Below are 13,582 nucleotides of genomic sequence, written 5' to 3' on the forward strand. Positions count from 1 at the left end.
CGAGCGCGGGTGCTATCAGGCGTGGCGCTCGCGACGCTGTGGGCAGGCGCCGCTGGCGCACAGACGACGGTGTCGGGTACCCCGGACCAGGCGGTCGACGCAGGGTCGAGCGCGCTGGCGCAAGACGGCGGCGACATCGTCGTGACCGGCATCCGGCAATCAATCCGAAGCGCCATCAGCGAGAAGCGCGACGCGATCAACGTCGTCAATGTCATCAACGCCGAAGACGTCGGCAAACTGCCTGACCAGAACCTCGCCGAGGTCCTGGAGAACGTGACGGGCATCCAGATCGATCGGTCCGCCGGCGTGGGCAGCTCGGTGTCGATCCGAGGGTCGTCGCAGAACCTCGTGCTGATCAACGGCCGCGTCACGACGCCCTCGGGGGATGCGCGCGGCGGCATCAGCTTCGACGACGTTCCGGCAGAGATCATCGCTTCGGTGCGCGTCACGAAGGTGCCGACGGCCGACCAGGTCGAAGGCTCGGTCGGCGGGATCGTCGATCTGCGGACCTATCGCGGCTTGGGGCTGAAGCAGCCGCTGGCCGCCATCCGGGCGCAGATGGAATATGCCGACCAGGCGGACCGCTACAATCCGACCGTCTCCGGGGTTTTCGGACGGACCTTCGACACCGGCATCGGCGCGATCGGTGTCGTGCTGTCGGGGAGTTACCAGACGCAGGACGTGCGCGAGGACACACTGAACGTCCGCTACGCGCCGCGCACCGGTGTTGATGTGACCGGCGACGGGATCGCCGACCCGTACCTCGCTCCCAACTTCGTAGGACAGTATTTCCTGCGACGTCACCGCGAGAACAAGACCGTGAGCGGTTCGACCGAGTGGCAGGCGACGAGCGCGCTCAAGCTCTTCGTCGACGGTACCTATGTCAATCAGCAGAACGACGGGGATCAGCCGGGCGTGTTCCTCCAGCCGCCGCTGACCGAGCTTCCGCTGACCAACGCGCGCTTCGAGACGCGTCAGTCGGGTGGCGTCAGCTACCGCCAGATGACCCAGGGTACGCTCAGCGGCGTACAATTCCGCTCCACGGGCGAGAGCCCCACGCGCGACACCGAGTCGTACCTTGTCGCGGGAGGCGGCGAGTGGGAGCACGGGCCGTTCACTCTCAAGTTCGAGGCAAGCCGGGCAGGGTCGGACACGCTTGACGCCAACTTCCAGCTTGTGGCGCAATATTCCAATCCTGGTGCGGGCTTCAACACCGCGGCAGGTCGGATCAGCCCGCCGCTTCTCTTCGATCTCACGCGCGACGATCTGTACCTGGCCCCCGACGCATCGAGCCCGCTCGCGGCGAACCTCGCGAACCCAGCCTATTACTCGACCTTCATCGCGCGCGACAATTATACCCGCTTCCACAACGTCGAGAATGCGCAGCGAATGGATCTGCACTGGGCGGCGGATCTCGGCCCGTTGAAGTCGATCGACCTCGGTGCGCGCCTCAATCAGACGGATTCACGACGTGACAAGACGACGCAGGTCTCGGCGACCTTCCCCGGCGTCAGCGCAGCTTCGCAGCCCGGCCTCTATCGGCAGGCGCCGACAGACTTCTTCGATTTCACCGGCGACCGCTACCTCGGTGGCTTCGTGGTCGCTGGCGCGTTGACCGATGATCCGGCCGCCGCCCGCGCCGCCGTCGGGCTGGCCGCCACACCGCCGGAAGACCTCAGCGCCCGCTTCTCGGTGAAAGAGCGGACGTACGCCGGATATGGCAAACTCAACCTCGAGGGCGACACCTTCGGCATGAACGTGCGTGCCGAGCTGGGCGCTCGATACGTGCACACCAAGCAGACCGCCTCCGGCCTGCTCGTCACCGGCGGCACGTCAACGCCGAGAGTGGCGACCCAGGAATATTCGTACCTGCTGCCGGATGCGATCCTGAGCCTGCAGCCGGTCGAGTCCGTGCTGCTGCGCGCATCCTACGGCCGTTCGCTGCGGCGACCCGACTTCTCTCAGCTCGCGCCGAGTGCCGTCTTCCCTGTCGTCGCCAACTACGTCAGCGTTGGCAATCCCGATCTTAAGCCACAGACGGTCGATCAGTTCGATGCCGCAGTGGAATGGTACTTCGACCGCAACAGCATCTTCTCGGTCGGCGGCTTCTACAAGAAATACCACGATCTGGTCGTCACCATCGCGCAACCCCCGGTGCTCCGCGACGAAGCGGTCGGCTTCTTCAACCAGGCCAACTGTATCGGCGGCATCTTCAATCCGGTCGCGGTGGACCTGACCGGCGCCGTCGGCATCTGCACCGGAGTAAACCAGCCACAGAACCAGGGCGACGCCACGCTGAAGGGCATCGAAGTCGACTTCCAGCACAGCTTCACCTACCTCCCCGGCGCGCTGAGCGGCTTCGGCGTGATCGCCAACTATACCTATCAGGATGGCAAGCGCTCGGTGCCCTTCACCGTACCCGCCGCTCTTGTGGGTGGCCAGTCGGTCACCATTCCTTTCGGCCTTAGGGAGTTGTCGAAGAACAACTACAACGTCACCTTGTTCTTCGAGAAATACGGGATCAACGCGCGTGTCCGCTACACCTATCGCGATCCATTCCTGCGCACCGAGGCGACCGACGTGACCAACAATCTCCCTCTGTACCAGGACAAGCGGAGTCAGGTTAACGCCTCCGTCAGCATCGACATCAACCCCAAGTTCGCTGTCACCTTCTCGGGCGTCAATCTGACGGCCTCGCCCAACAAGGAGAACGCCATCTTCATCGATGGCCCCCTGACGCAGGAGCGCATTGCCGATCGGCGCTTCGTCGTCGGCGTTCGGGGCGTATTCTGAGATCTGCCGCACGGTGTGGAGCACAGGCCCACGTAAAGGTCCATCATTGAGGCGGACGCGGGAACTTCACCCGCATAGAAGAAGACGGAAGGGGAGAGACCATGACCGCCCACGCTTCCCACGCACGGTCGCGGCTGCTGCAAATGCTAAGAAGCGGCGTTGCTGTAGCTGCGTCCTTCGCATGCGCTACGGCGATCGCGCAGCCTGCGTCGCCGAGCACACCTTCGGTCGTCAAAGCGGCGGTGCCGCTCGTTCGTTCCGCCGAACGACCGAACATGATCGTGATCATGGGAGACGACATCGGGTACAGCGACATCGGCGCCTTCGGCGGCGAGATCGACACGCCCAACCTCGACGAGCTTGCCCGCCACTCGCTCAAGTTCAGCAACTTCTACAACATGTCGCGGTGCTGCCCGTCGCGCGCCAGCCTGCTGACGGGGCGTTATCCCCACCGGGTCAATATGGGCGAGAACGGCAACAGTCTGGCCAAGGACGTGCCGACGGTCGCGGAGGAGCTTCGGGACGCAGGTTACGCGACGACGATGATCGGCAAGTGGCACCTGACCGCGGCCGTGCCGCTCAAGGAGCGCACCGAGCAATTGAAGTGGCTCAACCATCAGGCGTACCGTGATCGCGACTTCGGCGACCGCACTACCTACCCCGCCGCGCGCGGGTTCGAGCATCACTGGGGTACAATTTGGGGAATCGACGACTATTACGATCCTTTCAGCCTGGTGGACGACTTCACGCCCGTCCAGACGGTGCCGAAGGGCTTCTACCTGACCGACGCGATCAGCGATCACGCCGTCAGCGAGGTTCGGCGGCTCGGCGGTGGCACTCAGCCCTTCATGATGTACGTGGCGTACACTGCGGCTCACTGGCCCCTGATGGCACCCGAGAAGGTGATCCAGAAATATCTGCCGCGCTATGCCGACGGCTGGGAGCGGCTGAGAGCAGATCGGTACGCGCGACAGATAAGCCTAGGCCTGATTGACCCTGCGACAAATCAAGTGCCGGCGCTGGACAAGGGATACGAGAACAATGCCGGCATCGCCTGGAGCAACCTGACCGCTGCGGAACGCGCGGTTCAGGTCCGGAAGATGGCCACACATGCGGCCATGATCGACGTGATGGATCAGGGGATCGGCCGCTTGATCAAGGCACTCAAAGACAGCGGGCAGTACGAGAAGACGGTCATCATGTTCCTGAACGACAATGGCGCCTCCCCTGAGATCATGACCTATGCCGATTACGATCGCTGGAGCGAGACCCGGGACGGCCGACGTGTCCAGTATGGCGAGTACCCGGAGGTAGCAGCCATCGGCGGCGAGACGACGATGGCGACGATCGGGAGCTACTGGGCTAGCGCAGCCAACACGCCATTTCGCTGGTGGAAGGCCGAGGCCTATCAGGGCGGGACTCACACGCCCTTCATGATGAGTTGGCCTGGTCACATGGGATCCCGCGAGGGCATGACCGTCGCCGACGCGGCGCACGTCGTCGATGTCACACCGACCTTGTTGGCGCTGGCTCATGTCACGCCGAGAGCCAGCCGAGCACCCGTCGACGGCGTGTCTCTGGACGGTGCTCTGAAGGGGCGCGCGGTCGCCCGTCAGCGACCGCTCTTTTTCGAGCACGAGGGATCGCGCGCCGTGATCGATGGTCAATGGAAGTTGGTCGCTCGAGCGCCTGGTCCAAGCTCGCCCGTTTATCGCGCTTGGGAGCTCTACGATCTCGGTAACGATCGCACCGAAACCACGGACGTAGCTGCTCAAAACGCTGCTGTCGTCAGGCGCTTGGAAGGGCTCTGGGATGGTTGGGCGAGAGAGGTCGGGGTTCGCGCTCGCATCGAGACCGCGCGATCTTTTCAGTCTGACTGAGCCGTGGGCAACTAGCTGGCCATCTCCGCTAGCGCCCGGTCCGAACTAGATGCGAGCGCGGACTGTTCCCCCGATCGTCCGCGGATCGCTCGGGCTGCCGAGGATCAGTCCGGAGTTGCCTGCCTGGATCGTCAGGTTCTGGATATAGTCGGCGTCGAGCAGGTTGCGCGCCCAGACGATCAGCTCCAGCCCGCTGGCGAAACGGTAACCGACGTTGGCGTTGGTGAGATTGTAGCCGCGGACGTAGGTGAAGCGAGACAGGCTCGGATCGCCGTTATAGCCGCTTCGCGACGCGGTATCGACGTGGAGCGTCAGCGCCCCGTCGCCGAGCGGGCGGACATAGTCGAGTCCGGCGGTGAGGGCGAAGCGCGGCAGCGAGGCGAGGCGGCGGCCGGTCAGGCTGCACTGGGTCGTCGCCGCGGTCTGCACCTCGAGCGGGCAGGGCCCCGCGGGATAGTCGCTGTACTCGCCGTCGGAATAGGCCACGCTGGTGCGCGCGCTCAGGCCGGGCAGGATCAGCGCGGTGACCTCGGCCTCGACACCCTTCACCGTCACCTCGGGAATGTTCGAGAGGTAGCCGCGCAGCTGCGCCGTCTGCGTCAGCGAGTTCTCGACCACGGTCGCCTGGAAGTCGTGCACCTTGGTGTAGAAGGCGTCGAGGTTGAGGATCAGCCGCCGGTCGAACAGCGTGTTCTTGACCCCGACCTCATAGGTCTCGTTGCGCTCGGGCCGCACCACCGCGGTGGCGAGCACCGGCTGGTTGGCATTGTCGAGCGGCAGGCCCGACATGTTGATCCCGCCCGACTTGAAGCCGCGCGCGTAGCTCGCATAGGCCATGGTCTGCCCGGTCACCTGCCAGGCGAGATTGCCGCGGCCCGACAGGCTGCCGTCGCTGTCGTGCGCCTCGTAACTCTGCGGCCGCAATACGCCGAGTCTCGCGTTGATCAGCGCGGTGCTGGTGGTCGCGGGGCCGCCGGAGACGGTGGTGGTGTAGTAGCCGTCCTTGTCCTCCTGCGTGTAGCGTAGCCCGAGTGTCGCGGTGACCGCGGGGACGATCCGGTAGTTGACCTCGCCGAACGCGGCATAGCTGAGGCTGCGGAAGTCTGTCCGCCCGTCCTGGCCGTAGCCGTCGAGCAGGTTGGACGGCACGGGCGTGTTGTTGGCGCCGGTGGTCGTGCCGATCAGGTAGCGCGCGGCCGCGGGGCCGTAGATGCTGATGGGACGACCGGTGAGCCGCTGGCGGAAGCCGTAGAGGCCGGCGACATAGGACAGCCGACCATCGCCGTTCGAGGCGAGGCGCAACTCCTGGCTATATTGGTCCTGGCGCGAGGGGATGTGCTGCGAGAGCTGCACCGGAAGGCCGGTATAGTCGCGGTCGTTCTCCGCGTCCCAGTTCCAGAAGCGCCATGCGGTGACCGAGGTCAGCGTGGCGAAGCCCAGGTTCCAGTCGGTGATCGCACTGACGCCGCCCTCGTTGGTGTCCACGCCGAGCGGGCCGTCGATGTCGGTCTTGCGGTCATAGGGGTTGGTGCTGGCGGGTGCGTAGCCGAACTGCGCAGCTAAGCCGCTCGGGCCGCCGAACTGTCGACCGGCTGCGCGCAGGCTGGTGCCCGCGCGCAGGTATACCTGTCCGCAGCAATAGGCCTGGAAGTTGGTGAAGTCCGCGATCAGACGCATCTGGATCACGTCGTCGGGCTTGAACAGCAGCTGGCCCCGCACCGCCTGCGTGCCGAGTGTGTTGGTATCGCGCCCCGTGCGCACGTTGCTGATGACGCCATCACGGCGTGTCGACACGCCTGAGACGCGGTAGGCGATGCTGTCGGTGATCGGGCCGGAGACCCAGCCCTTGGCCTGAACGAAGTTGTACTCGCCGTAGGACAGCTCGGCGAAGCCTTCCCGCGTGAAGCTGGGCGCGCGCGATGTGATGTTGAGCGCGCCGGCGGTGGTATTCTTGCCGAACAGCGTCCCCTGCGGGCCGCGCAGCTCCTCGACCTGCTCGATGTCGGCGAAGTCGAATGCCGCCGTCGCGGGCCGCGCGTGATAGACCTGGTCGACATAGAAGCCGACGCCGGGCTCCAACCCGTCATTGGCCTGGCTCACAGCGACGACGCTGGAGCCAAGCCCGCGGATCGTGAAGGCGGTGTTGCGCGGGTTGGCCGACGAGTAGTTGAGGCTGGGGATCAGCGTCGTCAGCCCCTGCGTGTTCACCGTGTAGCTTCGGTCGATGAGATTCCCGCCGACGACCGACAGCGAAGTGGGCACGTGCTGGGCATTCTCTGCGCGACGCCTCGCGGTCACGGTGACGTCGGGCAGGCCGTCAGTGTCGCCTACAGCTGTCGTGCCTTTGGGCGCCGCGCCAGTCGCGAAGGGTACGTTCTGAGCGAGCGCGGCTTCGCTCAGCGCAGGCATGGCTACCGCACACAGGAACACTGCGAGACGCGTCGACATCGTGGAACACCCCAGTTCGCGGTCATCGCCGCGCCATTATGTTCCGCCGTATATCGAGACGGTATTCTGCCGTATATAGTCAAGGTGCCAGGTGACGTATCGTCTTGGCGTCACTCCTGTGGGCGGGGCTGGTCGCGCAGGTGAGAGCGCAACCGTTCATAGGCCGCATGATCGGCGATGCGCGCTGCCTCTCTCTCCATCTCGCGATACGCTTCGAGCACGTTCTGCCCCGTAGGAGTGATCCGCGCGCCCCGCTCGCGTCCGCCGCCTTTCAGCGTCTCGACGAGAGCCGGCTCGAAGCAGCGGTTCATCTCGTCGACGAGCATCCATGCGCGGCGATAGCTCATTCCAAGCGCTTGTGCCGCGGCCGTGATCGACCCATGCGCACCGATGGCCTCGAGAAGATCGGCCTTCCCGGGTCCTAGAGCGAGCGCATCGCCGCAGGCTATCTGCAGCTTCAGCCATAGCGGGCCGATCTTCATCTCACTTGCCGATCATCACGTCGCTAGCCTTGACGATGACTGTAACAATGTCCCCCTCGGTAAGGCCAAGCTCCTGGACCGCCTCCTCGGTGATGCTCGCAGTGACGATGTTGCCGCCTCCTATGTCGACCTTGATCGAGCCGTTGACGGCACCAGGCGTGATCGAGGTGATCTTACCGGAGATCTGATTGCGGGCACTCAGCTTCATCTTAGCTCCTCATGTCTACGCCGGCTATGGCTGGCCAAATCACCGTGCCTGAGCCGTAGGACGTCCGCCACCCTTGTCGAAAGGACGCAGAGGTACCCTAAAGCCGTCCGGCCGCAATCCTCCCAAAATCCGATCATCTCGCGTGGGACGGTCTACCGCTCCATGCCGGCTCAAGTGCCTGACGCCCGCGCATCTGCGGCAGGCGTCGGTAGGAAAGGGGAGGAGAACGATGCCGATCCGTCCTGAGCATGCCTTCCTTTATCCTGTCGATCGGCCGCACATCTCCCGCTTCGTCCGTTTCGAGCGGGCGCAGGGCCGCTGCGAGCACTGCGGCCGACCGCATGGACGCAGGATCTTCCATCTGGGCGACGGTCGATGGTGGGACGCGAACCGTCGGCATCGGCGTGATGGCCGCGGGCGCCGGGTACGTCGTCCGACTGGGGACATCCTCTTTCCTGGCCGGTGGACGCCGGCGGTCCTGGCGTGCGCGCGCCTCCACCACGATCCCACCGATAACGACTTCCGCAAGCTCGCGGCGCTCTGCCAGCGCGCGGTCGCGCATTCGGGTGACGGTGGTGGCCATGATTGTTCTCTCCGGTCGCAGCGCGAGAGCGGCGACGCTCCGGCGCGAGCTAGGCCGTGCAGCTTACGCCAGCTTCACCACGGGCGAGCTGGGGAGGGAGGGTATGCGAGTGACCATGCCGGCACCGCCGAGGACGCACTACTCAGGATCAGCCTGGGTCGTAGCGATATCGGCAGCTCGAAGTTCAGTGTTCATCACGAGGTGACGTCGCCGACTTCAGGCGTCATGAAAATCAACTTTCGTCTTCAGACTTGGACGTGCGTGGACGCACGCGTCGGCAGGTCGACGAAGTCGCCACAGGCGCAATGTCACCGCATCGTTAATCATATGGTGACCCGGCCCGGCTAGGTCCGCCTCAGGCTTTGGGGTTAGGTCACGTGAGAGAGTTGATCGGGGCAGCAGTGGTGGCGGGCAGCGTTGTGGCCCCGCTGCCGTTGCGGGCGGAGTTGAACGTACCGATCGCGGTACGGGTTGTGTCATTCCTGCAACCGCCGCTGAGCGGCGTCATGCCCGCCGCGATCGTGGTCGCTCCCGGCAACGCCGCCTCGATGGCCGATGCCGCCGCGATCGAGCGCTCGCTCGGCGGTGGCGCCGCCGCGGGTAAGGCAACGTTGCGGACCAAAAGGGTGCCGGTGACGGCGCTCGACTCGCTGAGCGGCTATCGCGTCGCCTTCGTCACCGCGGGCACGCGCGACGACCAGGGCGCGATCGCCGCGGCCGCGGCGCGCGGCTCGGTGGTCACGATCACCTCGGATGACGCCTGCGTCCAGGCGGCGCGCTGCGTCGTCGGGATCGGCAGCGGCGCGCGCGTCCAGATCACCGTCAACCGCGCCGCGGCGCGCGCCGCGAACGCCCGCTTCGGCTCGGCCTTCCTCATGCTCGTCAAGGAAATCTGAGCGTGGCCGCGCTCTTGCTGTGCCGCACTCTCGCGCTCGGCGCGGTGCTTGCCCCGCTCGCGGCCGCCGTGCCGGCCAGCGCGCAGGCGGTGGATTATTCCGCGCTCGAGGCGATGGTCGGCGAACCCGTCACCACTAGCGTGATCGGCAAGCCGCAGCGCGCCTCGGAGGTCGCCGCCTCGGTCACGATCATCACCGCCGAGCAGATCGCGCGCTCGCCCGCGCGCGACGTGCCTGGGCTGCTCAAGGGCTATGCTGGGGTCGACGTCAACCGCTGGACCGCGGGGCAGAGCGACGTCGCGGTGCGCGGCGGCGTGCAGACCTACAACGCGCGGTTGCTAGTGCTGGTCGACGGCCGCCAGGTCTATCTCGACCATTACGGCCTGACCGACTGGAACCTGCTCGGCGTCCAGCTGGAAGAGATCCAGCAGATCGAGCTGGTGCGCGGCCCCGCCGCGGCGCTGTTCGGCTTCAATGCGGCGAGCGGCGTGGTCAATATCATCACCAAGCGCGGGGGCGATGCTGCCTCAGCGCACGTCACGGCGGCGGCCGGCGACCACGGCGTGTCGCGCCTGGCGGGCACCGCGTCGCTGCCGCTGGGCGGCACGGTGCGGGCGCGGCTGAGCGCCGGGCGACTGCGCGAGGACGAGCGCCGGCTCCGTGACGGGCTGCTCGCGCCGACGCCGATCGTCGACGTCAGCGCCGATCAGGTCGCGGGCGAGCTTAGCGCGCGGTTCGGCGCCAGCGAAGCGACGCTCGGTGGTAGCCACGCCAGCAACGAACAGATCGAATATCTGCCGAGCCAGCTGCTCTCGAACCAGCGCTATCGCAGCAGCAACGTCCGCGCCGGGCTGACGCACGACACCGCCTGGGGTGGCGCCTCGCTGAACGGCTACGTCAACTGGCTCAACGCCGATTATGGCATCGAGGGCAGCGACGGGGTCAACCGTGTCAGCGCGCCGATCGACAACCGGCTGGTGGCGGTGAAGGCGGCGGCGCTCTACCGGCTCGACACCGACGACACGCTGCGGATCGGCGGCGAGTATCGCAACAGCCGGATGCGCGGTCCCGCGCAGTTCGCCGAGACGATCGCCTATGACGTGGGCTCGTTCGACGCGATGCTCGACCTTCATCCGATCGAGCGCGTCGGCGTCAGCGCGGCGGCGCGGGTCGACCGGTTGTGGCTCGGCCAGTCGGGCGCGATCGTCCAGCCCGCGCTCGACGACCCGGCCGCGTTCGACCGCGCTTTCACGCGGCTCAGCTTCAACGCCGCGCTGGTGGTGCAGACCGGCGCGAACGGCCGACTGCGGCTCAACGGCGGGCGCGGCTATCAGCTGCCGTCGCTGGTGAGCTTCGGCTTTCGCCTGCCGCTGGCGGCGCCGACGCCGGTGCCGATCGTGGTCACCGGCTCGCCGCGCCTCCGCCCGGTGGCGGTGTGGAGCGGCGAGCTCGGCTATACCCATGCGCTCGGCGCGACGCGGCTGGAAGCGACCGCTTTCTACACGCGCACCGACGACGCGATCGCCTCGCCGGGCGATGGGCTGGGGCCGAACCTGGAGCTGTTCCTCACGCCCAGCCCGGTGCTGGCGGCGCGCTTCGCCGCGGTGGGCGACTATGCGACCTACGGCACCGAGTGGCAGGCGAGCGGGCGCGTCGCCGCGCTCGACTGGCGTGTCAATTACACCTGGACGCAGACCGACGGCGACCTCACCGGCACCGCGCTGCCCGTGCCCTACGCGCTGGCGCCGCGCGCGACGACGCCGCGGCACAAGGCCAATGTGGCGCTCGGCTATGACGGTGGGCGTTGGTACGCGAGCGGACTCGCGCGCTACACCGCGGCGACGCGCCAGTTCGCCTTCTCGACGACCCAGCAGCTGCTGTTCTACCGTGTCGACGACGCGGTGGCGCTCGACGCGCGCGGCGGTTTCCGGCTCACCCCCGCGCTCGAGCTGTTCGTCGCGGGTGAGAACCTGTCGCTCGCCGCCGGCGCTACCGGCTCGCCGATCCCGGCCGACCGGCGCGTGCGCGGCGGCGTGCGCGTGACGCTGTGAGTCGGCGCGCAGCATCGCTCGCGCGCCCATGATGCGAAGCGCGCTCTCCGCGCTGGCCGACCGCGTCGAACGACGCGCGCGGCTAGCGGACCGGCCGATCACCGCCAAGGTCGCCGCCACGCCACTGCTGATGCTCGTGCTGTTCGCGCTGATCGCGGCGCTGAGCGCCACCGCGCTGCTGGTGGCGGATCGCAGCGTCCATCGCATCGTCCAGGTCGACATGCGCGACCTGAGCCAGCTCAACGCCGTCGCGCTGCGCTTCGAGATGGCGGATTCCGAGCTGTACCGGTTGCTGATCGCCAAGGCGGCCGCCCCCACCACCGACGTGCCTGCGCGCGCCGCCGCGGTCGAGCACGATCTCGACGGCGTCCGTGACGAGCTGGTGGGCTACCGCGCGCGCCATCCCGGCGAGCGCACCGCGCTGGACGGCATGCTCGCCGACCTCGGCGAATATCGCGCCACCGTCGGCGTGATCACCTCGATGCTCGAGATCGATTTCGCCAGCAGCGCGGCGATGGTGGCGCCCTTCCGCGAGAACGCGCACCGGGTCGAGCAGCGGCTGCGCGCGATGACTCGCGCCGGGGTGGCCCGCGCCGACACGGGCGCGGCCGGCGCCGTCTTCGCCACGCGGGCGACGCTGCTGGCGATCGTGCTCGTGTCGTCACTCGCGGCGGTGCTGGGCGTGGCGATGGCCTATCTGATCAGCCGCTCGACGGTGCGCTCGATCACCAGCATCGCTGCGGCGACCGAGGCGGTGCTGGCCGGCGACACGCCCGACCTCGCCGCACTCTGCCGGCGCGACGAGCTGGGACAGATGGTGACGGCGCTGCGGCGTTTCGACCAGCAGCGCGGCGAGGCCGAGCAGCTGGCACGCGAGACCGCGCGACTGCACGAGGAAGCGCATCGCCAGGAACGCCGTCGTGACGAGGAGGTGGCGCGCGCCACGCGCGAGGCCGAGGCGCACCGCCGAGAGACGCTGCGCGCGCTGGCGCAGACCTTCGAGGAGCAGATGGCGGGGGCGATCCGCGGCGCGCAGGCGGCGATGGCGCACCTCGATCGCAGCGCGCGCGATCTCACCGACTCCGCGACCGGCAACCGCGCGCTCGCGGCCGAGCTCGACACGATCGCGCACCAGTTCAGCGAGGAGATGCGCGAGGCGGGCGAGGCGACCCGCTCGCTCGCGGGCGCGTTCGAGAACATCGACCAGGAGGTGGAAGGCACCAGCCGTGCCGCCCGCTCGATCAACCGCCACGCGCAGGGGGCGCAGGCGGCGGTGGCGCAGTCGCAGCAGCAGGCGGCGACGATCGAGCAGATCGTCGACGTGATCGATGCGATCGCGCAGCAGACCAACCTGCTCGCGCTCAACGCCACGATCGAGGCGGCGCGCGCCGGCGGCGCGGGCGCCGGCTTCGCGGTGGTGGCGGCGGAGATCAAGTCACTGTCGAGCCGCACCGGTGCCTCCACCAGCGACGTGCGTCGCACGATCGAGGCGGTGCAGGCCACGATCGGGACGATGGTGTCGAACACCGACAGTCTCGGCGCGCTGATCGCGGGGATGGACGAGGGCGCGGGGCGGGTGGCGCTGATGTCGCGCGGCCAGGCGCGCTCGATCGACCAACTCAACGCGCGGATCGGCGAGGTGCGCGAGCGTAGCCAATCGCTGGCGGCGGCGAGCGAGCGGATCGGCACCTCGGTGCAGCGCAACCTCGCCTCGGTGGAGCATTTCCGTGACGCCTCGCGCACGCTCGACCGCACCCTATCGCTGCTCGCCGGTGACGCGCAGCGCTTCACCCAGACGCTGCTGGCGGGGTAAGCAGGAAGCTGCGACAGGCGGTTAGGAGCACGATCGTCGGGGGTGGAATGGCGCCGAGCCGCAGCCGACCTCGGCGCGATGAGGGCGGGCGCGCTCGACGGTAAATGCAAGCTGGCGCTCGATCCAACCGAGCGAGCCACGACGATAGAGGCGGCGCTTGCGGAGCCGATGGCGGCGTTCCACGCCTCAGCTTTCAAAAACTCGCGCGGCATCGATGCGCGACGGTCCGGGAGACGCGGCGAGCGGAACGCGCATTCCCGCCCGCCGGGACGGTGATCGCAGCTGCGGCGCTCGCCCGGTCGATCGGGTGAGTACTGACATTGGCCTGCGCCTCGTCGTGGCTAAAGCTCTCGAGGCGAGTTCTCTTTCGTGGGCGAGTGCTGCTCGGGGTCAGCGTTGTCGTCCGGGAGCTGGCCGCTCACATCGAC

General features: G+C 67.4%; 9 protein-coding genes. 5 read left to right on the top strand and 4 right to left on the bottom strand.

What is annotated here, in order from left to right:
* Positions 1-21: 21 nt before the first annotated feature.
* Positions 22-2,793, top strand: a complete 2,772-nt coding sequence (locus K7957_RS11710; RefSeq protein ID WP_223012156.1) for a TonB-dependent receptor — start codon at positions 22-24, stop codon at positions 2,791-2,793.
* A gap of 101 nt (positions 2,794-2,894) precedes the next feature.
* The gene (locus K7957_RS11715; RefSeq protein WP_223012157.1) at positions 2,895-4,673 is read left to right on the top strand and encodes an arylsulfatase; all 1,779 of its coding nucleotides are present in this window, start codon (positions 2,895-2,897) and stop codon (positions 4,671-4,673) included.
* Positions 4,674-4,718: 45 nt separating this feature from the next.
* On the opposite strand, the gene K7957_RS11720 is transcribed toward K7957_RS11715, so the two are convergent.
* The 4 genes from K7957_RS11720 to K7957_RS11735 all read right to left on the bottom strand — a co-directional run bounded on the left by K7957_RS11720 (position 4,719) and on the right by K7957_RS11735 (position 8,394).
* A complete protein-coding gene (locus K7957_RS11720) occupies positions 4,719-7,121 on the bottom strand; it encodes a TonB-dependent receptor (protein WP_223012158.1) in 2,403 nt (800 codons plus the stop codon).
* A 110-nt stretch (positions 7,122-7,231) separates the two neighbouring features.
* Positions 7,232-7,603, bottom strand: a complete 372-nt coding sequence (locus tag K7957_RS11725; protein WP_223012159.1) for a winged helix-turn-helix domain-containing protein — start codon at positions 7,601-7,603, stop codon at positions 7,232-7,234.
* Between the two features lies 1 nt (position 7,604).
* Complete coding sequence (locus K7957_RS11730) at positions 7,605-7,811, bottom strand: TOBE domain-containing protein (protein WP_223012160.1); 207 nt, start codon at positions 7,809-7,811, stop codon at positions 7,605-7,607.
* A 133-nt stretch (positions 7,812-7,944) separates the two neighbouring features.
* Positions 7,945-8,394: a hypothetical protein gene (locus tag K7957_RS11735; RefSeq protein WP_223012161.1), complete on the bottom strand. Its 450-nt coding sequence runs from the start codon at positions 8,392-8,394 to the stop codon at positions 7,945-7,947.
* A 377-nt stretch (positions 8,395-8,771) separates the two neighbouring features.
* Between K7957_RS11735 and K7957_RS11740 the strand changes: the two genes are divergently transcribed.
* From K7957_RS11740 to K7957_RS11750, 3 genes are read left to right on the top strand one after another with little or no spacing between them, the layout of a single operon-like run.
* Complete coding sequence (locus tag K7957_RS11740) at positions 8,772-9,290, top strand: YfiR/HmsC family protein (protein WP_223012162.1); 519 nt, start codon at positions 8,772-8,774, stop codon at positions 9,288-9,290.
* Positions 9,291-9,292: 2 nt separating this feature from the next.
* Entirely contained in the window at positions 9,293-11,341 is a 2,049-nt protein-coding gene (locus K7957_RS11745; protein WP_223012163.1) for a TonB-dependent receptor plug domain-containing protein, read from the top strand.
* 28 nt (positions 11,342-11,369) lie between these two features.
* A complete protein-coding gene (locus K7957_RS11750) occupies positions 11,370-13,154 on the top strand; it encodes a methyl-accepting chemotaxis protein (RefSeq protein ID WP_223012164.1) in 1,785 nt (594 codons plus the stop codon).
* Positions 13,155-13,582 lie beyond the last annotated feature (428 nt).

This window comes from Sphingomonas yunnanensis (assembly GCF_019898765.1).
GTDB classification, from domain to species: domain Bacteria; phylum Pseudomonadota; class Alphaproteobacteria; order Sphingomonadales; family Sphingomonadaceae; genus Sphingomonas; species Sphingomonas yunnanensis.